Genomic DNA, 26,035 nt, shown 5'->3' with positions numbered 1-26,035 from the left:
AGACCTGCCTTGAACTCCCGCAGATGCAGCCACAAGTGAACAGAAGAGTTCTCGACACATCTCTGTGCCTTGTTGGGGCGGCCACGGGGCTACCCCACTGTGGGTGTATCCTGACAGCGGGTTACGTTGAGACGACACCAACGGACAGACAACACCCACACGGCAAGCAGCGCAGGGCAAGGTCAAGATACTGAAGCCCCTATTACGTACGTATCCCTGGACTCTTGGCGGGGAAGGTCACTGCACCCTCATCCTCCAGTCGGAAAGCAGCTCATCAAGCTGAATAGAGACGCCAAAGAGCGAGCCTTTCCAACAAGGCTATGCAAGCTTGGCACAGCAGAAAGAGGGCATCCGAGGGAGAGCCCAGGCAGGGGCCTATCCTGCGGCAAGGAGGGATGCTCCGAGCGGATGTCGGCGAAGGGGTCAGAGGGCTTGATACGCTCCAATGGGGGGCCTCGAGGAGGGACGTCATGCGGCCCAGAGGGGTGGGCTTCGCAAGGCGGCACGGCTGGTGCCAGAACGCACGAAGGGGCGGCGACCGATATGGTCACCGCCCCTTGTGTTCTGAAAAAGAAAAGTCCTGGCGTCGGCCTACTTTCCCACGAGCTACCCCGCAGTATCATCGGCGATGGAGGGCTTAACTTCCGAGTTCGGAATGGGATCGGGTGTACCCCCTCCTCCATGGACGCCAGGACAGATTCTTTGGTCACCGTCCGGGAAGGCTGGCTATGCTTACGCCGCCACTTCGTACGGGACCGAAATAGAATCAAATAGGGTGGAAAGGAGTTTTATGAAGAAAACAAGGCGCTCGGGCTATTAGTACTGGTCAGCTCCATGCGTCGCCGCACTTCCACCTCCAGCCTATCGACCAGGTAGTCTACCTGGGCCCTTCAGCTCTAAAAGAGGGGAGAACTTATCTTGAGGCAGGCTTCCCGCTTAGATGCTTTCAGCGGTTATCCCTTCCACACATAGCTACCCTGCTATGCCGCTGGCGCGACAACAGGACCACCAGAGGTATGTCCATCCCGGTCCTCTCGTACTAGGGACAGGCCCTCTCAATTCTCCTACGCCCACAGAAGATAGGGACCAAACTGTCTCACGACGTTTTAAACCCAGCTCGCGTACCACTTTAAACGGCGAACAGCCGTACCCTTGGGACCTGCTTCAGCCCCAGGATGTGATGAGCCGACATCGAGGTGCCAAACCGCGCCGTCGATATGAACTCTTGGGCGCGATCAGCCTGTTATCCCCGGCGTACCTTTTATCCAATGAGCGATGGCCCTTCCATGCGGAACCACCGGATCACTAACGCCGACTTTCGTCCCTGCTCGACATGTCTGTCTTGCAGTCAAGCTCCCTTATGCGTTTGCACTCGACGCCTGGTTTCCAATCAGGCTGAGGGAACCTTTGCGTGCCTCCGTTACAATTTGGGAGGCGACCGCCCCAGTCAAACTACCCACCAGACACTGTCTCCCTCCCGGATCACGGGTAGGGATTAGAGCCTTAGACTTGCAAGGGTGGTATTTCAAGGATGGCTCCCCCCATACTGGCGTACAGGGTTCACAGCCTCCCACCTATCCTACACATGCAAGCCCAAAACCCAATGTCAAGCTATAGTAAAGGTGCACAGGGTCTTTCCGTCTTTCTGCGGGTACACGGCATTTTCACCGCGACTTCAATTTCACCGAGTCTCTGGCCGAGACAGTGTGGAGATCGTTACGCCATTCGTGCAGGTCGGAACTTACCCGACAAGGAATTTCGCTACCTTAGGACCGTTATAGTTACGGCCGCCGTTTACCGGGGCTTCGATTCGGAGCTTCGCTTGCGCTGACCCCTCCTCTTAACCTTCCGGCACCGGGCAGGCGTCAGTCCCTATACGTCGTCTTGCGACTTCGCAGAGACCTATGTTTTTAGTAAACAGTCGCCACCACCATTTCACTGCGGCTCTCCGAGGCTTTGGATGTATACCCTACACCTTAGAGAGCACCCCTTCTTCCGAAGTTACGGGGTCATTTTGCCGAGTTCCTTGGCCAGAGTTCTCTCGAGCGCCTTGGGTTATTCACCCCACCCACCTGTGTTGGTTTCCGGTACGGTCTGTACGCACTATACTTAGGAGCTTTTCTAGGGAGCATGGACTCGGCGACTTCAGACCTTGCGGTCACGGACTCGTGTCTCGGCCTTAAAGGGGGCGGATTTGCCTCTCCCCCAAGCCTACGCACTTGCACCGGCTAAGCCAACAGCCGGCTCGCTTATCCTTCTCCGTCCCTCCATCGCGCGAACGCACAGGTACGGGAATATTAACCCGTTTCCCATCGACTACGGCTTTCGCCCTCGCCTTAGGGACCGACTAACCCTGGGAAGATTACCTTTACCCAGGAAACCTTGGGTTTACGGCGAACAGGTTTCTCACCTGTTTTATCGTTACTCATGTCAGCATAATCACTTCTCTGCAGTCCAGCGTGCCTTCCGGCAAACCTTCAGCCCACAGAGAACGCTCCCCTACCGATCGTACTAGACGATCCCGAAGCTTCGGCTCCATGCTTAGCCCCGTTACATTTTCGGCGCAGAGTCATTAGACCAGTGAGCTATTACGCTTTCTTTAAACGATGGCTGCTTCTAAGCCAACGTCCTGGCTGTCTGAACAACTCCACCACCTTTCCCACTGAGCATGGAATTGGAGGCCTTAGCTGTCGATCTGGGCTGTTTCCCTTTTGACGACGGACCTTCGCACCCGCCGTCTGACTCCCGGGGTACATCTCTGCGGCATTCGGAGTTTGAAAGGGTTTGGTAATCTGGTGGGACCCCTAGCCCTGTCAGTGCTCTACCTCCGCGAGACAATTTCCCGAGGCTATACCTCAATATATTTCGGGGAGAACCAGCTATCACCGAGTTTGATTGGCCTTTCACCCCTATCCACAAGTCATCCAAAACGTTTTCAGCCGTTACTGGTTCGGTCCTCCACAAGGCTTTACCCTTGCTTCAACCTGCTCATGGATAGATCACCCGGTTTCGGGTCTACTCCGTCGTACTTATCGCCCTTATCAGACTCGCTTTCGCTACGGCTCCACTTTCGCTTAACCTCGCACGACAGAGTAACTCGCTGACTCATTATGCAAAAGGCACGCGGTCACATCTCAAGGATGCTCCCACAGCTTGTAGGCAACAGGTTTCAGATTCTATTTCACTCCCCTGACAGGGGTTCTTTTCACCTTTCCCTCACGGTACTAGTGCACTATCGGTCGCTGGTTAGTACTTAGCCTTGGAAGATGGTCCTCCCAGATTCCCACGAGGTTTCACGTGCCTCGCAGTACTCAGGTGCCTCTAGGGTGACGTTCGGTTTCAGATACGAGGCTATCACTCGCTATGGCGGAGCTTTCCAGCTCACTTCTCCTGCCTAGTAGTCAATCCCACATCGAGGTCCTACAACCCCGGATGGTCGAAACCATCCGGTTTGGGCTAATCCCGGTTCGCTCGCCGCTACTTCGGGAGTCTCGTTTGATTTCCTTTCCTCCGGGTACTGAGATGTTTCACTTCCCCGGGTTGGCTCCCTGCAACCTATTTGTTCAGTTGCGGGTGACAGGACATGACTCCTGCCGGGTTTCCCCATTCAGACATTCCCGGATCAAAGGATGTTTGGCTCCTCCCCGAGACTTATCGCAGCCTACCACGTCTTTCTTCGCCTTCCAGCGCCAAGGCATCCACCTGTTGCCCTTGGTAACTTGTTCTCTTCGAACTTCCTTTCCAACCCTATTCAATTTTCAATGAGCTTCGGCTTACCGCCGAGGCCAGGCGCGAACCTGGATGACATCCACGAATCTTTCGTGACTGCGACCATATTCGCGCATGACAAAGAACCATCCGTCGTCCACCAAATGGTGGAGGCGAACGGGATTGAACCGTTGACCCCCTGCGTGCAAGGCAGGTGCTCTCCCAGCTGAGCTACGCCCCCACTTGGTGCGTGTCGCCTGACGTGGTGGGCCTGGGAAGACTTGAACTTCCGACCTCACGCTTATCAGGCGTGCGCTCTAGCCACCTGAGCTACAGGCCCGTCGGCTCTGCTTTGCAAAGAGCACTTCGGCTCCTTGAAAGTGAGCAGCGAGTCGGGAGTTTCGTATTCGGTAAAGGAGGTGATCCAGCCGCAGGTTCCCCTACGGCTACCTTGTTACGACTTCACCCCAATCATCGGCCCTACCGTAGACGGCTGCCTCCATTGCTGGTTAGCTCACCGGTGTCGGGTAAAACCAACTTTCGTGGTGTGACGGGCGGTGTGTACAAGGCCCGGGAACGCATTCACCCGAGCATGCTGATCTCGAATTACTAGCGATTCCAACTTCATGCAGTCGAGTTGCAGACTGCAATCCGGACTGGGACGCACTTTTTGGGATTGGCTCCACCTCGCGGTATCGCTGCCCTTTGTATGCGCCATTGTAGTACGTGTGTAGCCCTAGGCGTAAGGGCCATGATGACTTGACGTCGTCCCCACCTTCCTCCCCGTTAACCGGGGCAGTCTCACCAGAGTGCCCAGCATTACCTGGTAGCAACTGGCAATAGGGGTTGCGCTCGTTGCGGGACTTAACCCAACACCTCACGGCACGAGCTGACGACAGCCATGCAGCACCTGTCTCGGAATTCCCCGAAGGGCACCCTTCCTTTTCGGGAAGGTCTTCCGGATGTCAAACCTAGGTAAGGTTCTTCGCGTTGCATCGAATTAAACCACATACTCCACCGCTTGTGCGGGCCCCCGTCAATTTCTTTGAGTTTCAGCCTTGCGACCGTACTCCCCAGGCGGGATGCTTAACGCGTTAACTACGGCACCGAAGCTCAAGGCCCCGACACCTAGCATCCATCGTTTACGGCGTGGACTACCAGGGTATCTAATCCTGTTTGCTCCCCACGCTTTCGCACCTCAGCGTCAGTACCGGTCCAGGTAGTCGCCTTCGCCACTGATGTTCCTCCAGATCTCTACGGATTTCACTCCTACACCTGGAATTCCACTACCCTCTCCCGGACTCTAGCTCGGCAGTATCAAAGGCAATTCCGCGGTTGAGCTGCGGGCTTTCACCCCTGACTTACCAAGCAGCCTACGTGCGCTTTACGCCCAGTGATTCCGATTAACGCTCGCACCCTCCGTATTACCGCGGCTGCTGGCACGGAGTTAGCCGGTGCTTCCTTTGGAGGTACCGTCAGACCACGGCTGATTAGCACCGTGGCGGTTCTTCCCTCCTGACAGAGGTTTACGATCCGAGGACCTTCATCCCTCACGCGGCGTCGCTGCGTCAGGCTTTCGCCCATTGCGCAATATTCCCCACTGCTGCCTCCCGTAGGAGTCTGGGCCGTGTTCCAGTCCCAGTGTGGCCGGTCATCCTCTCAGACCGGCTACCCATCGTCGCCTTGGTGGGCCGTTACCCCACCAACTAGCTAATGGGACGCGGACTCATCCATGAGCAGTAGCTTGCAAGCAGAGGCCACCTTTCCCCCGAAGTTGAAATCGGAGCGTATTCGGTATTAGCGACCGTTTCCAGCCGTTATTCCCAACTCATGGGTAGATCATCCACGCGTTACTCACCCGTGCGCCGCTTTACTCGGGCCGAAGCCCTTTCACGCGCGACTTGCATGTGTTAAGCACGCCGCCAGCGTTCAATCTGAGCCAGAATCAAACTCTCCAGTTAGAAAATGGAGAGACCACATCCCTTTCGGGACATGACTCAAATAGGCTGATCTTCTATTCTCCCGACTCGCTATTCACTTTTCAAGGAACCGAAAAACAGGCCGCGCGTTTCCGTCGCGGCGAGGAGGCGTTATGCCCCGCTTCGCCTTCGCTGTCAACCGCCTTTCGAAACTTTTTTTCGATGGCGTCGCGAACCTGTCTCTCAAAGATCGTGCGACTCGTGGGCCATGCGGCCGTCCTCGTCGCGGAGGAGCCTTCTAGGCCTTTTCACGCCCCGCCGTCAACGACTTTTTGCAGCAACTTCGCATTTTTTTGCGCAAGCGCATGGGAAACCGTTGGGGCCCAACGGTTCAGGGGTGACTGAAAATGATGGCGGAATGACTTCGAAGCGCGGCGGGCCTGCGAGTCCTGCGACGATGCACCATGCGTTGACACTGCACACCGCCTGCCCTACCTCACAGACATATGCGCGACACCAAGCCCCCATCGGACGAGACGCCCACCATGCCGCATCCGCAAGACGGTCTCGATATCGTGGACAACGGGCCTGTTGTGCCCCGCCGGGACACCGCACTCTCCGGCGGCCTTGCCTCCGGTACTCTCGTAGCCGACGAGGTAGTCGGGCAGCATCCGGCTCATGACGACACGGGCAGGTCTCTCACGCAGGGTTCACTTCTGGAGCCCCCATCACACCGCCCGCCTTCCCCCTTGCAGGACAATGAGGCCAACGCCTCCGACCTTGTGGCGGAGTACATCGCCGCGCTCCTCGCCTCACGCACCTTCGGGCGGCAGGTGCGCCATCACCGGGTCATCCCCCAACGCGAGGCACAGACCGCACCGCAGCACCGCCCCTGGACGCGCGCCGTGCAGGACATCCTCACGCGGCAGGGCATCGCCGACCTGTACAGCCATCAGGCCCGCGCCACCGACATCATCCGTGCCGGAAGGGATGTCGTGGTGGCGACCCCCACAGCCAGCGGCAAGACCTTCATCTACAACCTGCCCGTGCTGGAACAGTTTCTGCGCGACCCAGACGCACGCGCCATCTACCTCTTTCCCCTGAAGGCCCTCGCACAGGACCAGCTGGCGACCTTCAACGCCCTGACAGCCCACTGGCCCCGCGATGCGCGCCCCGCTGCCGCCATCTACGACGGTGACACCACAGACCATTTTCGCCGCAAAATCCGCAATGCCCCGCCCCCGGTGCTGCTCACCAACCCGGAGATGCTGCACCTTGCCCTGCTGCCCCACCATGAACAATGGGCGAGCCTTTTCGCTTCGCTCACCCACGTGGTCGTAGACGAAGTGCATACCTACCGCGGGGTGCTCGGGGCGCACATGGCGCAGGTCTTTCGCAGGCTACGTCGGGTATGCGAACGGTACGGGGCGCAGCCCTCCTTCGTGTTCTGTTCGGCAACCGTGGGCAATCCGGGCGAACTTGCGCACAATCTCACCGGGCTGACCCCGGAGGTCGTCACCGAAAGCGGGGCACCGCAGGGCAAGCGGCACTTCATATTCCTCGACCCCGAAGAAAGCCCCGCCACTGCCGCCATCCAGCTTCTGCGCTCGGCACTCAAGCGCGGCCTGCGCACCATCGTCTACTGCCAGTCGCGGCGCATGACCGAGCTTGTCAGCCTGTGGGCCGCGGAGAAGTCAGGCCCCTACCGCGACCGCATCAGCGCCTACAGGGCCGGGTTCCTGCCCGAGGAACGGCGCGATGTCGAAGCACGCATGGCCTCGGGCCAGTTGCTGGCGGTCATCACCACCAGCGCGCTTGAACTGGGTATCGACATCGGCTCGCTCGACCTCTGCATCCTTGTCGGCTACCCCGGCACGGTGATGTCGACGCTGCAACGCGGCGGACGCGTGGGGCGCGCACGGCAGGAGTCCGCCGTGGTGCTGGTGGCGGGCGAAGACGCACTCGACCAGTACTTCATGCGCCACCCCGAGGACTTCTTCGCACGTGGCGCGGAACACGCCGTGCTCAACCCCGACAACCCGGTCATCCTCGCACGGCATCTGGAATGCGCCGCCGCCGAGATACCCCTCTCCGCCGCCGACCCGTGGCTTGCCTCACCCGGAGCATCAGAGGCGGTACAGCGTCTTGAGCGGGAGGGACTGCTTCTGCGCAGTGCCGACGGTTCGACGCTTCTGGCGTCACGCAAACGGCCGCAGCGGCATGTCGACCTGCGCGGCAGTGGTTCGACCTATACTATCGAAGACGGCGAAGGGCATATCATCGGCAGCGTGGACGGACATCGCGCCCTGCGCGAGACGCATCCCGGCGCGGTGTACCTGCACCGGGGGCGTACGTGGGTGGTGCAGCAGCTTGACCCCGGCGCGCGCAAGGTCATGGCGAGTCCCGCCCGTGTGGGCTGGTACACGCGAGTGCGCGGCAACAAGCAGACAGAGATTCTCGACGTGCAAGACAGGCGCGAGGCTTGGGGAACGCGCGTCTTCTTCGGACGCCTGCGTGTGACCGAGACCGTGACAGGCTACGAGAAGCGCAGCGCCAGCGGTGGCAGACTCCTCGGCGTGACTCCGCTTGACCTGCCGCCCACCGTCTTCGAGACCGAAGGGCTATGGTTCGAGATTCCCGACGCGGCGCGTGAAGCCACCGAACGCGAACTTCTGCACTTCATGGGTTCCATCCATGCGCTGGAACACGCCGCCATCGGCATTCTACCCCTGCTGGTGATGACCGACCGCAACGACCTCGGGGGCATATCCACCCCCATGCACCCGCAGGTGGGACGCCCGGCGGTGTTCATCTACGACGGCATGCCCGGCGGTGCCGCACTTTCGCGACTTGCCTTCGCGCGCGCCGATGAACTTTTCGCCCGCACCCGCGACGCCATCGGCGACTGCCCGTGCGAGACGGGCTGCCCCTCGTGCGTGCACTCGCCCAAATGCGGGTCGGGCAATCGGCCCATCGACAAGGCGGGGGCACTCTTCCTACTCGACCGCATGGCAGCGGGAACCCCGGAACGCGACGACGGGCCAAGCCTTCACGCGGTGATGCCGTCTGACGGAGTGCCTCTCTTGCCGACGGAAGAACACGGCGTACACGACAAGCAGCCAGAAGGCGCACCGCCCGAAACCGCCCGTGATGGCAGCCGCCCTGCAGGGGATCGCGGGTGCATCATGCCCGCTTCATATGATGCAGCCAGCATTTCGCCATCTCACCCGGACGATGACACCCGTCAGGAGAACACCATGAACGCCACATATACAGCCACGACGCCGGATGGGGTTTCTGTTGCGTCATCAGCAATGGCGCCACCGGAGAAGGCGTCACCGGCCTCCTCGTGCACGGTAGCCGCAGAACGGAAGTCTGCCCCCCGCGTGATGGTGCTGGACGTGGAGACCCGGCGTTCCGCCGCCGAGGTGGGCGGCTGGCACCGGGCCGACCGCATGGGCGTGAGCATCGCCGTGCTGCACGACAGTGGCGACGACAGCTTCACGGCGTACCCGCAGGACGAGGTGCCCGCCATGCTGCACCGTCTGCGCGAGGCCGACCTTGTGGTGGGCTTCAACATCGTGCGCTTCGACTACACGGTGCTGTCACCCTTCGCCCCGTTCGACCTGCACACCCTGCCGACACTCGACATGCTCCAGAAGGTGAAAGACCGCCTGTCCTACCGGGTGTCGCTGGACAATCTCGCACAGGCGACGCTGAACGCCCCCAAAAGTGCCGACGGCTTGCAGGCCCTGCGCTGGTGGCAAGAGGGCAGGCTCGACCTCATCGCCGAATACTGCCGCAAAGACGTGGAACTGACCCGCGACCTGTACCTGTACGGACTTGCCAACGGCTATCTGCTCTTCACCAACAAGGCGGGACAGACCGTGCGGGTACCCGTGGAGTGGTAGCGGGCACAACGGCCCGAATGAACGGGCACACAGCACCGCCATGTGCCGCCACCGGGGATTCCTGCGGTTGCAAGATTCTCTGGGGAGCGTGCGCGCCCCCCGGAACAGGCTACTCCCGGATGAGCCTGAACGTCGTGGCCTGAAGTACACGTTCAGCCGCCACCCCGTCGAAAAGCCCCGCCGCCACGCAACGCGACGTTCTCTCTCCCACGGTACACGACATCTGGGGGTAGAACTCCCGCACATACGCACCCTGCGCGTCCTCCAACTCGAAGCCCACGACGAAAGACACCCTGTCACTCTCTCGCAGGGTCTTCACCACAGCCTCATCCAGCCCGTGACGGGTGAATGCCGACGTGGGAAACGTCATGCCAAGCACATAGGCTGCAGGCACGTCGGTTCCTTCCATGGGCGGCACGATGTGCAGCACCGCATAACGGTCGCCGTCTCCGGTGAGGTGCAGTCCGTCCTGCGCCACCTGACGTGAGGCGCACCCGCCAAGGGCCGTCAGGCAGAAGGCGAGAAGGCACATGGCCATGGCGGATTGCAGCGATGACAACACATTGCGTCTTCCCGTCTTTTCCCGGTGGCGTTCAGTGATGTGCGGCGTACGAGTGGCGTAGCGACCCGAATGGGAGGGCGAAATCGAGGTACAGAATCGCATGAAGGCTCCTGATGCAGTTTGGTATGGAATGGAGTTCGACGCCTGCGGCGACACAACGATGACAGTTCGAAACACGCCCTGCGCCCCCATCGCACGTTGCCAAAGGAGGGGATTGCATCGCAGGAGACGCCTACCTTCCCGATAGCACGTCACATCCCTTCATTACAATGCGTTAGTCCACACACACGACCTTGCCCGCAGCGGCACTCCGGCTTGCCGGAGGTGAACCGCCATCTCGCACGGCAATCCGTCGACATGACCGCGCCCCTGAAGGCTGCCTGCCACATCGATGCCTCCGTTCATCAGCCGCCCCGTCGTGCTACGATGGAAGAAAGGACAGCCGATGCACGGACATGGTGCAGATGTAAGCGGTTGCCCCTCTTCCCGCAGCCCCCACGCCGTGCTATGGTGCAAAACCCTCCCCACTCTGCATACGCGCTGTGGCGGAGGGTTCCCGGTCTTTCCGTCAGCCGGAAAGCCGCCATTCACAGCACCTACAGGAGGCATCGATGCTGCCCACGGCCTACAAGACATTCCTGCGCCATCTTCTTGAATGTGTCCCTCGCGAGCGCGTCTTCACCGACCCGTTACGCACCCTCGCCTATGGCACGGATGCCAGCTTCTACCGCCTCATCCCCAAGGTGGTCGTCGACACGCACACGGAGGACGAAGTTGTCGCCATCCTCAAGCTGGCCCACCGCATGCGTCTGCCCGTGACCTTCCGCGCTGCGGGTACCAGCCTTTCAGGGCAGTCGGTGACGGACTCCATCCTCGTCCGCCTCGGTGACGGGTGGCGCAAGTACGCCATCTTCGACAACGCGACCAAGATACGCCTGCAACCCGGCATCATCGGCAGCCACGCCAACCGGCTGCTGGCGGAATTCGGCAAGAAGATAGGGCCAGACCCCGCGTCCATCGACACAGCCAAGATAGGCGGCATCGTGGCCAACAACGCCAGTGGCATGTGCTGCGGCGTGGCGGAGAACAGCTACAAGACCCTGCACCGCATGCGCCTCGTGCTGGCCGACGGTACAGTGGTCGACACCGGAGACGACAAGAGCCGCGCGGCCTTCGGGCGCAGCCACGGGGCCATTCTGGAAGGGCTCGCAGCCCTGCGGCAGCGCGTGCTCGACACCCCCGGTCTCGCCGACCGCATCCGCCACAAGTTCAAGATCAAGAACACCACGGGCTACAGCCTGAACGCCCTTGTCGACTTCTCCGACCCGTTCGAGATCATGCAGCATCTCATGGTCGGCTCGGAAGGCACACTGGGCTTCATCTCTGAAGTCACCTACCACACGGTGACCGAGCATCCGCACAAGGCCTCGGCTCTTGTCATCTTCCCGACCATCCGCGACGCGTGCGAAGCCACCACCATCCTGCGCGGCGAACCCGTCTCCGCCGTGGAACTCATGGACAGCGCCGCCCTCTGTTCCGTGGCTGACAAGCCCGGCATGCCGGGCTGCCTCATCGGGCTTTCGGGGCAGGCAGCCGCCCTGCTGGTCGAGACGCGCGCCGCAGAGAAGTCGAAGCTCGAAGAGCAGATAGCCCGCATCACGGCCTCCATCGACGCCATCCCCAAGGTCGGCCCCGTCGAATTCACCGACATCCCCGCCGAATTCGGCAAACTCTGGGCGGTACGCAAGGGTCTCTTCCCCGCCGTGGGGGCCGTGCGCAAGGTGGGCACCACCGTCATCATCGAAGACGTGGCGTTTCCCATCGCCCGCCTTGCCGACGCCACCGTCGAACTTCAGGGTATGTTCGCCAAGCACGGCTACACCGAAGCCATCATCTTCGGCCACGCGCTGGAGGGCAACCTGCACTTCGTCTTCACGCAGGACTTCAACAGCCCCGCAGAAATCGAGCGCTACCGGGCCTTCATGGACGACGTGGCGACCATGGTGGTCGAACGCTACGACGGTTCGCTCAAGGCCGAACACGGTACGGGCCGCAACATGGCCCCCTTCGTCGAAATGGAGTGGGGACACGACGCCTATGTACTGATGAAGGAAATCAAGACCCTGTTCGACCCCAACGGACTCATGAACCCCGGCGTCATCATCAACGAGGATGCCGAAGCCCACGTGAAGCATCTCAAACCGCTGCCCCCTGCGCACTCCATCATCGACAAGTGCATCGAATGCGGCTTCTGCGAACCGGTGTGCCCTTCGCGCAACGTCACCTTCACCCCGCGTCAGCGCATCGTGGGCTGGCGCGAAATCCGCAGGATGCAGGACGGTGCGGAGAAGTCCCGCCTGCTCAGGGAACTGTTCTCGGGCTACGGCTATCTCGGCGACGACACCTGCGCCACCGACGGCCTGTGTGCCACGCGCTGCCCCGTGGGCATCAACACCGGCAGCTTCATCAAGGAACTGCGGGCCGACCAGACGGGCAAATATGCCACACGCAGCGCCGACTGGGTGGCGAAGCACTTCGGCCTCGTGTGCCGCACGGTGAACACATCGCTCAAGACCGTCGACCTGCTGCACGGTCTTGTGGGGACGGACGTCATGGAGAAGGGGTCGTCCTTCCTGCGCGTGGTGTCGCTCAAGAAGATTCCGTTGTGGAACCGGGCCATGCCCGGCGGGTCTTCGGTTCCGCGTTCAGGCGGCATGGCCACCGTGCCGGGACGTCGTGTGGTCTACTTCCCGAGTTGTATCGCCCGGAGCATGGGACCCGCCCGTGACGACAACGAACGCGACCCGCTCCCCGCGAAGACCGTCTCGCTGCTCATCAAGGCTGGCTACGAAGTGCTGTTCCCGGAACGGCTTGGCGATCTGTGTTGCGGTCAGCCCTTCGAGAGCAAGGGCTTCAAGGCGCAGGCCGACATGAAGGCCAAGGAACTCGACGCGGCCCTGCTGAAGGTCTCCAACGACGGTGAGTATCCCGTGCTCTGCGACACCAGCCCATGCCTGATGCGCATGCGCGAGACCCTCGACAGGCGACTCAAGCTGTACGAACCCATCGAATTCGCGCTGGAACACCTCACCGACAAGCTCACGTTCACGCGCCTTGAGCGCAAGGTTGCCCTGCACGCCACCTGCACCGCACGCAAGATGGGACTTGAAGGGAAGCTGCTGCAACTGGCGCAGCTTTGCGCCACCGAGACGGTGGTACCCGAAGACATCTACTGCTGCGGCTTCGCGGGCGACCGTGGCTTCAGCTTCCCTGAACTCAACGCCGGGGCGCTTGCAGGGCTTCGTGAACAGGTCGAGACCTGCACCGAGGGCTACTCCACCAGCCGCACCTGTGAAGTGGGCCTGTCGCTGCACGGGCGCATCCCCTATCGCAACATCCTCTACCTCGTAGATGAGGCGACCAGCCCCATGCGCTGAGAGAACGCCCGGAGACCAGGAACACGACAACCCTGAAGAGGCGGAGAGGCTTGAGCCTCCCCGCCTCTTCATCATCGAGGGTGACACACCCCGACAAGAGGGCGTGCTTCAACACTAAGCACAGTTTCTCATGGCCTGCCGCAACGAGTGTGCTATTCTGGAATGGTGGACGGACAGATGAAAACGAGTCTCATCGATGAAAGACAGGGAGCACTACCACCCTTGGAAGCCACGCTTGTTCCAAACATGAACAAGCACCTTACAGAAAAACACCACTTCAAGGCTTCAAGCTTGTGCCAAATGTCCCTTTTTTCGCATGGACCCGAAAACTTGCACCATTACGCCCGACCGGGGTAGGTGCGCGCATCACACTCCGAGCGTCCCGTCATCGCCGCGCCACACGCGGCCCGACGAGAGCGCCGGAGAGGGATCATAACCAAAAGGCCAACGCCGCCGGGAACGCAGTCGCCCTCGGCGCCCGACGGAACAACATTCAAAAGGAGTCCACCGTGCGTATCTCCAGAAACCTCGTCATCATGCTCGGCGCGCTCGCCATCGGCGCGCTCTGGTTCGAGCCCGCCTGGGCCGACAAGCTTTCCGATGCCATCAACGCCATGCCGCAGGGCACGGGTGCAGGGCAGATCGACCCCAACGCCCCCGCCGGCTTCCTCGGCATCCCCGGTGCGCCCCATGTGAGCCCCGTCCTCTCCTTCCTGTGGGCCATCTGGGTAGGCTGGATCTTCTCCACCGTGGGCGCGTTCGGCGGCGTCATGGCCGGTGTCGGCCACATGACCGTGTTCGGCCTTGGCGGCTACGCCAAGTCGCTCGGCAAGAACACCCCGCTCAACAAGATCGTCACCGACTCCATCAAGGCCTCCAACCAGTGGCTGGTGGGTACGTCGGGCCTCATCTCCTCGTTCAACTACTACCGCATGGGTCGCCTCGTGCTGCCGCTGGCCGTAGCCCTCGGCGCAGGCTCCATCATCGGTGCATGGGCTTCGGCCTACTTCACCGCCGGCAAGGTGTCGTTCTCGTCCTACCAGGGCTACTTCGGCCTCTTCGTGCTCGTGCTCGGCCTCTACCTCTTCTGGGAGACCTCCCCTGCCGGTCAGGCCCACAAGAAGAAGGCCAAGGAAGCCGCCAAGGCCTTTGAAGAAGCCGTGAAGAAGCAGAAGTCCGGCGAAAAGATCGACGAGTCGGCCATCGGCGTCAAGGTGAAGGCCTTCACCATGTCGCGCTGCGTGTTCACCTTCTCGGGCGTCGAATTCTCGTTCAACCCCATCCTGCCCGTGGTCGGCGGCATCGTCATCTCCGCCATCGCCGCGTTCCTCGGCGTGGGCGGCGGCTTCCTGCTGGTGCCCTTCCTGACCAGCATCTCCGAACTGCCCATGTACCTCGCTGCGGGCACTTCCGCCCTCGCCGTGCTCGTGAGCATGATCACCTCCATCATCACCCTCGTGAGCAAGGGCACCCCGCTCGACTGGACCCTCATCGGCACCGAACTTGTCGGTATCGTGATCGGCTCCATCATCGGCCCCCGCACCTCGAAGTACTTCTCCGACACCCTGCTGAAGCGCATCTTCATCGTGCTCGCCCTCTACGTGGGCATCGACTACGTGCTGCGCGGCTTCTTCAACTACCGCATCTTCGGCTAGCCAAGCACAGACGGACACCGTACACCGGGGGGGACGGGGCACTGACCCCGTCCCCCCTTTCCCTATACAGGAAGCCATGAACGACATCTCCCGATTTCTCGACCCGGTACTCATCGTACCGTACCGCCTGCCGGAAGACGCCCTCTCGGGCTTCCTGTTCGGCACCCTGTGCCTGACCATCATCTGCCTTGCCGTGGGGGACGTGTCGCTTCGCATCGTCATGCGTCTGAACCGCCGCCGCCTCGAAGAGTTGCATACCGACATGGAACACCACCACAAGCTCTCCGAAACGGCGCTGCGCATGGGCGACAAGGAAAGCTACAAGGCGGTGAACAGTCAGGCGCACGACGCCTTCGGGCACTATTTCTCGTTCGGCGCGGCGCTCTTCTGCGTCAGCATCTGGCCGCTGCCCTTCGCCATGGGGTGGATGTCCGACCGCTTTTCCGGCGCGACCCCCATCCTGCCATGGGACGTGCCCATCATCGGCGCACAGCCCTCGGTCACCTTCTGGTTTCTGCTCCTGTACATTCCCGTACGCATCACCTATGCCAAAGGTAGGAGCTTTCTCGCCCGCAGAAAGCAGCTTGCGACAACGGCTGCCGCCGCATCCGGCATGGCAGGAGACGCCAAGGGGCCAACGGACCAGATGCGGCACGACGGCTGACCCTGAGCAGGCGGAGACACGATCCCGCCCCGCCCCCGACAGTCCGTCCGTGCGGCCTGCATTCAGGCAACACATATCCGGCCCATTCCATCGGATGCATTGCATGGCGTCGACAGACAGGGGGGCAACATGTGCCGCCAGCGGCGCGGCATCCCTCACGGAGAGACCGGTGCCACCGGGGCGGCGACCTGCGGACAGAGCCTCCGTGGAGGCCATCGGCTGTCACGATGGCGCGTGATGCGCGCATCGCCTCTCCCGGAAGGACGCGACACCAGAAACCGTCGGAACCACCCGACGCAGCCTCGATGTGACTGCCATGAAGCAACTCGCCATGCGTACCTGCCTTTCGGCCACCCTGTTGGTATTGGCGACCCTGACCATAGGGCTGGCCATCGCCGGGTGCGACCGCGACCCCGCCGCAAAGGTTGACCTGTCACACCGCGAAGAGCTGCCGCCCCCCCAGACGCCCCCCTCCATCACCTACGCCTACCTGCCGCAGTATTCACATGCCACCTCCTTCATGCGCCACGGGCAGATCGTGGAATACCTGCGCAAGGCTACGGGGCTTCCGGTACGGCAGGTCTTTCCCGACACGTTCGATGCCCACCTGCGCATGGTCGAACGCGGCGAGATAGACATCTCCTTCTCCAACCCCGTTGCCTATATCGCGCTCGAACGCAGCGGCGCACGTGCCTTTGCGCGCATCGTCGAACGTTCCGGCGAACCCGTGTTCCGCGGGCAGATCGTCTGCCGCAGCGACAACAAGGCCCTCCAGACCCTCGACGACTGCAAGGGCAAACGCTGGATAGCCGTCGACCCACTCTCTGCCGGGGGTTTCCTCTTCGCCCTTGGCATGTTCCTCGACCATGGCATCGGCCCCAAGGACTTCGCAGAGATCGCCTTCGCCCCCGGTCCCGGCGGCAAGCAGGAGAAGGCGGTGCTCGGCGTTCACGCCGGACGCTACGACTTCGCCTCCATCCGCGAAGGGACCCTCGACATCGTGAACCACACGCTTGAACCGGGCAGCATGCGCGTACTGGCGACCACCCCCGGCTATCCGAGCTGGGTGTACGCGGCCCGCAAGGGACTCGACCCGTCCATCGTCGCCAAGGTGCGCAAGGCACTGCTGACCCTTTCCGACCGCGACCCCGAACATGAGGCCATCCTCAACGCAGCGGGAATGAAGGGCATCATCCCGGCCGAGGACAGGGACTACGACCCCGTCCGCGACCTGCTCGCCAAACTGGGGCTCGACCCCTCGAAGGTGATCGGAGAATGAGGATGCCGCGTATTCCCCTCCTGCAACGGTTCTCGCTCCGCTGCATGCCCTTCCGCCACAAGATCAACATGGGCATAACGCTCATCGTCCTGCTGGTGGCGGTGCTCATCTCCATCTATGTGACACGGCTCGCCACCGAAGCCCTGCTCGACGAGGGCAAGAGGCGGGGCACGGCGCTTGCGACCAACATCGCCCTGCGCGCGGCCGACTCGCTGCTCTCTTCCGACCTGCTGCGTCTGTCGAACATCGTCAACGACCTGCGCGGCGTCGACCGCGACGTGGTCTACGGGTTCATCCTCGATGATACCGGCACGGTCATGGCCCACACCTTCGGCAAGACCTTTCCGGTGGAACTTCTCAAGGTCAACCGGCTCGAACCGCAGCAGGACGCCGCCACGCTGCTTCTCGACACCGGGCAGGGGCACATCTACGACTTCGCCGCCGCCGTGCGCATCGCGGGCAAGCCGCTGGGCACGGTGCGCGTGGGCCTCTCGCGCGGAAAGATCGTCGAATCGGTCAACGACCTCGCCCTCACCATCACCCTCGTGTGCGGCATATCGCTCGCCATAGCCACCTTGATAGGCACGCAGTTCGCCCACCGGGTGACCCGCCGCCTCAACGCCCTGCGCGAACACGCCGAGAACATCGTGTGCAGCGAACTGGGCATGGAGCGCAGCACCTTCGCCACACGCCGCCACTGCTGGGACACCCACCGCTGTGACGACCGCGACTGCCCTGCCTTCGGCGGCCCCGGCAAACGATGCTGGGTGATGCTCGGCACCCGTTGCCCTCGATGCAGTGCCGCCCTCGAAGCCGGTACGCTCCCCGGTGAGTGCCACGGTTGCCTCGAAGCGAGCCAGCCCGGAGACGAGATCGAGGAACTCGCCGACGCGTTCAACGTGCTGGCGGGGGCCTTGCACAGCCGCATCGAGGAGTTGCGGGCCACGGAACGCGACCTCACCCGGCAGCAGGAACTTTTGCACACCACGCTGGAGGCCACACCGGACCTTGTGGCCATGTTCGACGACGAGGGACGCTGCCTCACGGTCAACCGTGCCTACGCCGACTTCGCAGGCAGGGAACCCGATGAACTGACGGGACGCCACGAGAAGGACATCCTCCCCGAGGCCGTAGCCGGGGCCTTTGCCGCCGACACGGTTCGCGTCTTCGCCACAGGGCAGCCCTCGCACCTTGAGACGTCGCTGCAACGCCACGGCAAGACCCATCACTTCCATGTGGTCAAGGTTCCCGTCTTCGACGAGACGCGGCGCGTCTCCGGCGTGTTGAGCACGGCGCGCGACATCACGGAACTGCGCGACTATCAGGGGCAGCTGCTCCAGTCGCAGAAGATGGAATCCATAGGCAAGTTGGCGGGGGGCGTGGCGCACGAGATCAACACACCGCTGGGCATCATCCTCGGCTACGCGCAGCTGTTGCAGGACGACGTACCCCAAGGTCAGCTGCGCGACGACCTCGGCATCATCGAGAAGCAGGCGAAGTTCTGCCGCAAGATCGTCTCCGACCTGCTCGGCTTCTCGCGCCAGACCGAAAGCCAGAAGAAGGAGATGTGCTTCAACAACTCCATCATGGAGGTCGTCTCGCTGGTGCGGCACACCTTCTCGCTGGAGAACGTCGAAATCATCACCGTGCTCGACGACAGGTTGCCCATCATCTATGGTGCCCCTGACAAGCTGAAGCAGGTGTGGATGAACCTTCTGAACAACGCCCTCGGTGCGTTGCCTCACGGGGGCATCGTCAAGATACGCACGCGCCTCGATATCGCCCACATGACCGTCACAGCCGAATTCGCCGACACCGGCACGGGTGTGGCGGCCGAGAACCTGCGCAAGATATTCGACCCCTTCTTCAGCACCAAGCCGGTGGGCAAGGGCACAGGGCTGGGGCTTTCGGTGTCGTTCGGCATCATCGAAGACCATCAGGGTTCGCTCGAGGCCGTAAGCCCCTTGCCTGAAGGCACCATCACCGAACCCCTGCCCGCCGGGGTGCTCGCCGCCGCGCCGCAAGGCGAGGTGCCCGGCCCCGGAACGCTCCTGCGCGTGACGTTGCCCCTCGAACCCATCAACCCCCCGCCCCCTCCGCAGGAAGGATAGGAGATGGACATGTCCGACATCATCGTACTCGACGACGTTATCGATGCAGGCGTGCTGGTGAAGCGCATCCTCGAACGACAGGGGCATCACGTCACGGCGTTCACGGACGAGGAGGAGGCCATCGCCCATATCCGTGACAAGGGGGCCGACCTCGCCATCCTCGATATCAAGCTGCGCCGCATGACAGGCGTGGAGGTGCTCGAGGAGATGAAGAAGCATAGGCCCGACCTGCGCGTCATCATGCTCACGGGCTACCCCACGCTTGAGACGGCGCGCGAGTCGCTGCGACTGGGGGCCAATGAATACTGCGTGAAGCCCATCGACAAGGACGAACTCGAAAGCAAGGTGCGCGAGGTACTCGGCGCCTGACGCCCCACGGAGGGAGCATGGCCTTCGGCGAACTCTTCCGCCACTGGACATACCGGGTCTTTGCCCCCGGCGCACTGCTGCGCCGCAAATACGAGGCCTTCCGCGAACTCATCCAGCAGGACGGGCGATGCCTTGAGCGCATCGCGGAAATCGAGGACATCCACTACGGCAGCACCCATGTGGACTGGACGCGGGTGGTGGCCCAGTGCGACGCCCTCGAGACCGACGTCATGGGCATGGTCGCCCGGCTGCGCGAGATGAACCCCCTGCGCTGGATGGACCTTGCGGACTATGCCTCGAAGGTGGCCTTCTACGCCCGCATGGCGGTGAGCATCCCCGAACCCGACCTCGCCCCGCCCTATGTGCTGCCCCTCTCCGAGGTGGCGGGCAGACCCGAGGTCGCCGGTCACAAGGCTTCACGCCTTGCCGAGGTGCGCCAGCGCACCATGCTGCCCGTGCCCGACGGCTTTGTGGTGACGGCCTCCGCCTTCCACTACATCATCGAATACAACGGGTTGCGCGCCCCTCTCGACGACCTTCTCCGGCAGGTCGACCTTGCCGACGGCAACAGCCTCGTCGACCTCTGCCGCACCATGCGTGAACTTGTGCTCACCGTTGAACTGCCCCCCGTGCTGGAGACGGAACTCCTGGAAGCGGGACACGCCCTCTCGCCGCAACGCGCCCCGCTGGCCGTACGGTCGAGCGCGGTAGCCGAAGACGGCGAGGCGTCGTTCGCGGGGCAGCACACCAGCGTACTGGGGGTCGCTCCCGCCGACCTCCCCGACGCCTACCGCACGGTGCTGGCGGGCAAGTACACGCCCCGCGCGGTCTCGTACCGCATCATCCACGGCTTCGCCGACACCGAGACCCCCATGGCGGTGCTGCTGATGCCGCTGGTGCAGGCGAAGGCCTCAGGCGTCGCCTACACCCGCGCACCATCCCCCCCTGCCCGCATCCTCTCCCTTGCGGCCACCGGCAGGGCCGCGAAAACGTCCGAAGACGACAACGGCACACCGTCCACCACTGCCACCGCGACGAAAGCCCCCGATGCCCCGGCGGCATCGGACGACTCCGCAGCCGGGGTCATCGCCATCCACACCGTCGGTGGCATGGGTGCCCCGCTCATGGACGGCAGCAGCGGCGATACCACGGCATGGCTGTCACGCGGGGCGCGGCATCGCATCCTCGAACGGGCGCAGGGGCTGCCGCTGACCACCGAAGACCTCAAGCGCCTCGCCCGACTCTCCATGGAACTGGAGACGCTCTTCGGCGAACCGCAGGACGTGGAGTGGGCCATCGACGAATCGGGACGCATCTCCATCGTGCAGTCGCGTCCCGTACCCGGCGCCGCCGTCGCACCACCGCCGCGCGTCGACGTATCAGGGCTTACCCCCCTGCTGGAGGGGGCAGACCCCGTGGCCCCCGGCACCGGATGCGGAACAGTGGTGCATGTGCTCTCATGCGCCGACATCGGCGACCTTCCACCCGGCACGGTGCTGGTCACGCCCTGCCTCGGCCCCTCGCTGGCGCGCGTCCTCGACCGCATGGAGGGCGTCATCTCCGTGGAAGGCAGCCGGGCCTCGCACTTCGCCTCTGTCGCCCGCGAATCCTCCGTCCCCGTCCTCGTCACGGGCGACGACAGCGTGTTCGCCACCCTGCCCGTGGGTACACTCGTCACCGTCGACGCGCATGAAGGCGTCGTGTTTGCCGGACGCCCCGCCACACCGCCGCCCAGACGTTCGTCTCCGGGGGCGATGGCACTGCGCGGCCCCATGCACCGCCTGTCGCGGGCCATGCCCCATGTGGCGCGTCTCACTCTCGTCGACCCGTCGTCCAGCGACTTCGCGCCCGCCAACTGCCGCTCGCTGCACGACATCGTGCGCTTCTGCCACGAGATGGCCGTGCGCGAGATGTTCAGCCTCGTGGAACGTGACGGACGCGGCCTTTCGGGTGCCCGCAAGGTGCGTGGCGACATCCCCGTGGTCATGTACGTGCTGAACCTCGACGACGGGTTCTTCCCGTCAGCCATCGGCAAGCGCGAAATCACCCCCGACGATTTCCGCAGCCTGCCACTGTGGGCGATATGGTTCGGCCTGTCGTCCGAACCTGCGGCGTGGGCGGCCCTGCCACCCGCCGCCGACTGGGAGGAACTCGACCGCATCAGCGCGGGCATCTTCCGCCGCGACTCGCCCCAACTCGCCAGCTACGCCGTGGCATCGTCCACGTATGCCAACATCATGCTGCGCTTCGGCTACCACTTCGCCGTCATCGACAGCCTCTGCGCCGGAGACACTCGGGCCAACTACATCCAGTTCAGGCTCAAGGGCGGCGGGGGGCACGCCGAAGGGCGCAGCCTGCGTCTGCGCTTCCTGTCACGGGTACTCGAACAGTCCGGCTTCTCGACACGCATCAAGGGCGACCTCATCGACGCCCGCCACGGCCCCGGCAGCGAAGCCCTCATCCAGAAGCGTCTCGCCCTGCTGGGCCGGGTGCTGGCCGTGACCCGTCTCATGGACATCCGTCTCTCCACCGAGGAACAGGCCGACGCCGAGGCCGACAACTTCCTCACGCGTATCAACACCCCGGAGGACGACTGATGCCCGCGGCCCTCTCACGGCAGACAGCCGCCGCAACCGTCAGGGGCCGTGCGCATCCCTTCGCGGGCAGGATACGCGAACAAGCCACTCCCCGGTTCCTCGTGCCTCGCATGCAGGGGCATGGCTTGCGGGTGACACCACCTGCCGTGTTGCCGCCACACGCAACGGGCACGCACCCATGACCTTTCTGCGCGCCCTCCTCGGGGCCACGGGGCAGACCTTGCGCGCAGCCCTCGCAGGGCTGACCGTCAAACCGCATTCGGGGCACCCGGTCTTTCCGGTCACATGGGTCACGCCGCATATCGCGGCAGGGCCTGCCCCCGTGTCTGCCGCGCACCTCGAAGCCCTTCGTGAACAGGGCATCGTCGCCATCCTCAACGTCTGCGAAGAGTTGTGCACCCTCGCCGACACCGAAGAGGCTGCGGGTTTCGAAGTGCGCTTCCTGCCCATCGAGGACGAGGGCGCACCGGAACCCGACGCGCTGGAAGAGGTGCTGGACTGGCTTGACGAATCGGTATGGCGGGGCCGCAAGGTATACGTGCACTGCCGCTGGGGGGTGGGACGCACGGGCACGGTGCTCCATGCCTACCTGCTGCGACGCGGCCTCTCGCCTCGACGGGCAGAGCACTTTCTCTCACGGCTGAGGTCGCGTCCCACAAGCTACACCCAATGGCGGTCACTCCGGCGCTTTGCCCGGCGCAACCCGGCGCTCACGGTGCGTGAAGCCGCCGTGGAACCCGGCGTGGCGGACGCCATGACGCCGGTGCTGCGCGACCTCGCCCGCCTCGTGCAGGAGGTGGAACGACACGTCGAGGCCGCCACTCCCGGCATATCCCCCGAAGCCTTCGCAGATGCCCCCCGCTGCGGACGCGACCATGTCCGCTGTTGTGCCACGCCGCCTACGCTCACCCTCGCCGAGGCGGCCGCACTCACCGCCGCCATGGATGCCCTCCTCTCGTCCACGCAACGGGATGAACTGCGACAGAAGACCTCTCGCGGGTCCGGCGTTCCGTGCCCGCTGCTTCACGACCAGAGATGCCTTCTCTATGAGGCGCGCCCTCTCCGGTGCCGCACGGCGGACATGGACGAGACGGCCCGCCTCCGCCTCCTTGAAGAGGTGGTCGCCGACACGCTGGACGACCTCGACCGTCGTGTCTTCGGCCTGCTGGCAGGATGCACTCCCGCCACCTCGCCCCCCTGCTTCCCCATCGTCGAGGTCCTGTCGGGCCGTTACGTTGCGACAACCTTCCGGCATGTGGCCTGTGGACTGAACACCGGCAAGCCCTGACCAAGGCGCAGACACTGCGGGGGATACCTGTGGCGGATGGCGCCACGGCTGTCCGGCGCGGGCTTTCCGGCGCGACACGCCTCTCTGCCCGGTTCACAGCCGACGCGGAAACAGGTACACGTCAGGGGATGCAAGCCCTGCCAACGTCCCGCCGCCTTTGCGCATCGCTACGTTCCCTGCCGGAGCGGGCGCTCGCCATGCTTCCCGCCGTGGTGCTGGCGCTGTTGCCGGTCATCGCCATGCTACTGGCCCTCGCCCCCGGCAATGCCCGCGTGGCCGAGGACTGCGCCCTACGGGTCGAAGGGCAGGCGCGCCACGCCGACGACCAGCGCATCATGTCCACCGTGCGTGCGCTGGCACAGGCACTCGGCGAGGTCGCGCAGGCCACCCCGCCCGACGAACGCGAGGCCAAGCTCATCCGCTCCATCTCGCCCGTGCGGTACGGCGAAGGGCCGTGGGATTATGTCATTCTCTCGCGCGGCACGGTGCACCTGTACACGCCGGGCATGGAAGGTGCCGCCGGGGTGGACTTCGCCAACGCGACCGATGCCCGTGGAGTGCCTTTCGTACAGGAGATGCAGTCGCGCGCCGTACTGGGGGGCGGATTCACCGAATGGACGGCGCGACGTGCAGATGGCTCGACAGAGACGCGGCGCGTCTACTCGCTGGTTGTTCCGGGAACGGAATACTGGCTGGGAGCATGGACGACGCCAGACGGGGCCACCACCGCCAAGAACGAGGCCCGCAACGGGGTGCTCATCACCGCCGACCATGCGGCACACCGGGCAGCCCTGTGGGGTATCATGGCGGGTCTGCCCGCCGCCCTCGTGCTGCACAGGCTGCTCACGGCCAGCCAGCGCCTGCGTCAGGAAAAAGACCGCCGGTGACGGCGGTCAGGAGGGGCGACCGGAACCTGCCCTGCCGGGCAGACGGCGACTGCAGGCCCTCACCGCTGTGCCCGGGCCTGCGCGAGGCCCCTCGCCAGCCGCTTGGCCCAGAAGTCGAAGGCATCGCGGGCATCATCGAACTCTCCCCTGAACGGGGCCTTGGTGCCCACCTGCCGGTCTACAGCGGCGCCAAGCCTCTCGCCCGTGACGGAATCGATGAGTTCCATCTCCGTCTCCACCTTGCCCACATCCGAGAACTCGCCGGTGGTGGCCTTCGTTGCCCCGGCAATGGCCATGCCCACCGGAAGCAGCGTCAGTACGCCCCGGACCGGACTGCCGGGCTTGATGTCGGTCAGCGCCACACGCAGGCGCATCGTCTCCGGGCTTGGCGTGTCCACGACGGGATACAGGGGCGACACCTCACGAATCAAGGCTGCCCTGTATTCACGGGCCAGGTTGTACAGTTCACCCGGCTCGACCTCCCACTGCGCCTCAGGCCCCAGCAGCACTCGTACAGGGTCTATGATGATGTTCTGATACTTGCGCATGTCGGCATCGGGCTTGCGGTAGATCAGCACCGCCATGCCCTCGTCACCCGGCTTCAACTGCGAATAGTCGCGAAGGAAGCCGGACTTCGACACCCGCTCACCCCTGTGCGCTGCACATCCAGCGAGAAGGGACACCATCAGCAGCAGCCCGACAAGACTCAGCCCCAGACCACGACGCATATCGCCTCCAGAGGGAAAACAACCTACGATCAGGTACGACGACCTACGGAAAATCCCGGCAGGACAAGGGTACGCGGGCCGCTGAAGCGGCTACGCACCCGGCGGTAGGTTTCGGGCTGTACACCGAAACGGTATGACCACAACGCGCACGTCTCGCGGGCGTCGCACCCGCGCACGGCGTCGCGAAAGCCGCAGCAATGGAGGCAGAAGCGACGGATGGCCCGCAAGGGAGGGACCGCCGCGCCTTCGTTTCCGGGGGGTACGCACTCGGCGGGAAAGCCTGCCCGGTCGCCGTTCCTGTCCAGAGAGGGCGACGCCGCGCCGTCAACAGGCGACGCGCACCGGAATGACGCCTTCCCGGCCGCCACGTCCTCGGTCCCCCCTGTTTGCAGGGGGCCAGTCGGCGTGCAGGGAGTCTGCGGGACAGCCTCCGGCATGGTCGCCTGCATGGTATCGCGGGGGGAGGGAAGGGCAGCGACCCCACAGGAAGCGGACAAGGCATCATGCCCCGGAGGACGGGCGTCACTGGCGTCCATGGCCAACTCTCCGACACGGGCGCCGGCCATGCGCCAGACCCGCAAGGCGCAGTCAAGGTCGGTGCATATCCGCACTTCGCGCGCCGCCCCCCCCTGACAGTCGAGGCAGAAACGACGTATGGCCCTGACAATCCTGCAATACGACATGCCCCATCCCTACCTGCTTTTTTCCGTGTCCGCCACTCCCGCTGGGCAGGCAGGGCAGAAAAATCCCACGTATGACGACCGACAGCACCGGGGCGAGGTCACATGCCCAGCAACGGCATGAAGCCACAGCCGGAGGCTATCGCCAAGATGCCAAGGCCGATGGACAGCGGTAGCTGCGCGGTGCATGGACAGGAAAAGGGGCTTCAGCTGCATATGCAGACTGCCCCGCCACCCGGA

At 63.4% G+C, this 26,035-nt stretch carries 13 protein-coding genes, 2 tRNA genes and 3 rRNA genes; 10 read left to right on the top strand and 8 right to left on the bottom strand.

The annotated features are described in order from the left end of the window. Positions 1–578: 578 nt before the first annotated feature. The 5 genes from rrf to DVU_RS01245 form a co-directional block, all read right to left on the bottom strand. Positions 579–693: ribosomal RNA gene (gene rrf, locus DVU_RS01265) — 5S ribosomal RNA — on the bottom strand. 102 nt (positions 694–795) lie between these two features. After that, positions 796–3,725, bottom strand: a 23S ribosomal RNA gene (locus DVU_RS01260). Between the two features lie 148 nt (positions 3,726–3,873). Next, positions 3,874–3,949, bottom strand: a tRNA-Ala gene (locus DVU_RS01255). A gap of 22 nt (positions 3,950–3,971) precedes the next feature. Next, positions 3,972–4,048, bottom strand: a tRNA-Ile gene (locus tag DVU_RS01250). Positions 4,049–4,120: 72 nt separating this feature from the next. Further along, positions 4,121–5,669: ribosomal RNA gene (locus DVU_RS01245) — 16S ribosomal RNA — on the bottom strand. Together the 16S, 23S and 5S rRNA genes with 2 tRNA genes alongside form the textbook arrangement of a ribosomal RNA operon. Before the next feature lie 503 nt (positions 5,670–6,172). On the opposite strand from DVU_RS01245, the gene DVU_RS01240 reads away from it, so the two are divergent. Continuing rightward, on the top strand, positions 6,173–9,538 hold the full coding sequence (locus DVU_RS01240; RefSeq protein WP_010937565.1) for a DEAD/DEAH box helicase: 3,366 nt from the start codon (positions 6,173–6,175) through the stop codon (positions 9,536–9,538). A gap of 109 nt (positions 9,539–9,647) precedes the next feature. Here DVU_RS01240 and DVU_RS01235 read toward each other — a convergent pair whose 3' ends face one another. After that, entirely contained in the window at positions 9,648–10,202 is a 555-nt protein-coding gene (locus DVU_RS01235) for a hypothetical protein (RefSeq protein WP_010937564.1), read from the bottom strand. 509 nt (positions 10,203–10,711) lie between these two features. Between DVU_RS01235 and DVU_RS01230 the strand changes: the two genes are divergently transcribed. The 9 genes from DVU_RS01230 to DVU_RS01190 all read left to right on the top strand — a co-directional run bounded on the left by DVU_RS01230 (position 10,712) and on the right by DVU_RS01190 (position 24,387). Continuing rightward, complete coding sequence (locus DVU_RS01230; protein WP_010937562.1) at positions 10,712–13,537, top strand: FAD-binding and (Fe-S)-binding domain-containing protein; 2,826 nt, start codon at positions 10,712–10,714, stop codon at positions 13,535–13,537. A 536-nt stretch (positions 13,538–14,073) separates the two neighbouring features. Further along, complete coding sequence (locus DVU_RS01225) at positions 14,074–15,192, top strand: sulfite exporter TauE/SafE family protein (RefSeq protein ID WP_181409389.1); 1,119 nt, start codon at positions 14,074–14,076, stop codon at positions 15,190–15,192. 76 nt (positions 15,193–15,268) lie between these two features. Next, a complete protein-coding gene (locus tag DVU_RS01220) occupies positions 15,269–15,856 on the top strand; it encodes a hypothetical protein (protein ID WP_010937559.1) in 588 nt (195 codons plus the stop codon). A gap of 316 nt (positions 15,857–16,172) precedes the next feature. Continuing rightward, complete coding sequence (locus DVU_RS01215; protein ID WP_011793043.1) at positions 16,173–17,135, top strand: phosphate/phosphite/phosphonate ABC transporter substrate-binding protein; 963 nt, start codon at positions 16,173–16,175, stop codon at positions 17,133–17,135. Between the two features lie 2 nt (positions 17,136–17,137). Next, positions 17,138–19,246, top strand: coding sequence for a PAS domain-containing protein (locus tag DVU_RS01210; RefSeq protein WP_014524204.1), 2,109 nt, complete (start codon positions 17,138–17,140; stop codon positions 19,244–19,246). 9 nt (positions 19,247–19,255) lie between these two features. Next, entirely contained in the window at positions 19,256–19,615 is a 360-nt protein-coding gene (locus tag DVU_RS01205) for a response regulator (RefSeq protein ID WP_010937557.1), read from the top strand. A gap of 17 nt (positions 19,616–19,632) precedes the next feature. Beyond that, the gene (locus DVU_RS01200; protein WP_014524203.1) at positions 19,633–22,212 is read left to right on the top strand and encodes a PEP/pyruvate-binding domain-containing protein; all 2,580 of its coding nucleotides are present in this window, start codon (positions 19,633–19,635) and stop codon (positions 22,210–22,212) included. Positions 22,213–22,390: 178 nt separating this feature from the next. Further along, positions 22,391–23,500: a protein-tyrosine phosphatase family protein gene (locus tag DVU_RS01195; RefSeq protein WP_010937555.1), complete on the top strand. Its 1,110-nt coding sequence runs from the start codon at positions 22,391–22,393 to the stop codon at positions 23,498–23,500. A 29-nt stretch (positions 23,501–23,529) separates the two neighbouring features. Further along, a complete protein-coding gene (locus DVU_RS01190; protein WP_010937554.1) occupies positions 23,530–24,387 on the top strand; it encodes a hypothetical protein in 858 nt (285 codons plus the stop codon). A gap of 59 nt (positions 24,388–24,446) precedes the next feature. On the opposite strand, the gene DVU_RS01185 is transcribed toward DVU_RS01190, so the two are convergent. Both DVU_RS01185 and DVU_RS01180 read right to left on the bottom strand, forming a co-directional pair. Further along, positions 24,447–25,115 (bottom strand): DUF3313 domain-containing protein, encoded by a 669-nt coding sequence (locus tag DVU_RS01185; RefSeq protein WP_010937553.1) that lies wholly within the window; start codon positions 25,113–25,115, stop codon positions 24,447–24,449. Between the two features lie 29 nt (positions 25,116–25,144). After that, positions 25,145–25,798 (bottom strand): hypothetical protein, encoded by a 654-nt coding sequence (locus DVU_RS01180; protein WP_014524200.1) that lies wholly within the window; start codon positions 25,796–25,798, stop codon positions 25,145–25,147. Positions 25,799–26,035 lie beyond the last annotated feature (237 nt).

It is taken from the genome of Nitratidesulfovibrio vulgaris str. Hildenborough (genome assembly GCF_000195755.1).
GTDB lineage: Bacteria > Desulfobacterota > Desulfovibrionia > Desulfovibrionales > Desulfovibrionaceae > Nitratidesulfovibrio > Nitratidesulfovibrio vulgaris.
Note: the sequence above shows the minus strand (reverse complement) of the source record. Positions and strands in the feature narration are given on the sequence as shown.

Coding starts and splice junctions, on each gene's coding strand:
- DVU_RS01215 (WP_011793043.1), top strand. CDS start 16,173: ATGAAGCAACTCGCCATGCGTACCTGCCTTTCGGCCACCCTGTTGGTA.
- DVU_RS01240 (WP_010937565.1), top strand. CDS start 6,173: ATGCCGCATCCGCAAGACGGTCTCGATATCGTGGACAACGGGCCTGTT.
- DVU_RS01185 (WP_010937553.1), bottom strand. CDS start 25,115: ATGCGTCGTGGTCTGGGGCTGAGTCTTGTCGGGCTGCTGCTGATGGTG.
- DVU_RS01205 (WP_010937557.1), top strand. CDS start 19,256: ATGTCCGACATCATCGTACTCGACGACGTTATCGATGCAGGCGTGCTG.
- DVU_RS01220 (WP_010937559.1), top strand. CDS start 15,269: ATGAACGACATCTCCCGATTTCTCGACCCGGTACTCATCGTACCGTAC.
- DVU_RS01195 (WP_010937555.1), top strand. CDS start 22,391: ATGACCTTTCTGCGCGCCCTCCTCGGGGCCACGGGGCAGACCTTGCGC.
- DVU_RS01210 (WP_014524204.1), top strand. CDS start 17,138: ATGCCGCGTATTCCCCTCCTGCAACGGTTCTCGCTCCGCTGCATGCCC.
- DVU_RS01225 (WP_181409389.1), top strand. CDS start 14,074: ATGCTCGGCGCGCTCGCCATCGGCGCGCTCTGGTTCGAGCCCGCCTGG.
- DVU_RS01180 (WP_014524200.1), bottom strand. CDS start 25,798: ATGTCGTATTGCAGGATTGTCAGGGCCATACGTCGTTTCTGCCTCGAC.
- DVU_RS01235 (WP_010937564.1), bottom strand. CDS start 10,202: ATGCGATTCTGTACCTCGATTTCGCCCTCCCATTCGGGTCGCTACGCC.
- DVU_RS01200 (WP_014524203.1), top strand. CDS start 19,633: ATGGCCTTCGGCGAACTCTTCCGCCACTGGACATACCGGGTCTTTGCC.
- DVU_RS01230 (WP_010937562.1), top strand. CDS start 10,712: ATGCTGCCCACGGCCTACAAGACATTCCTGCGCCATCTTCTTGAATGT.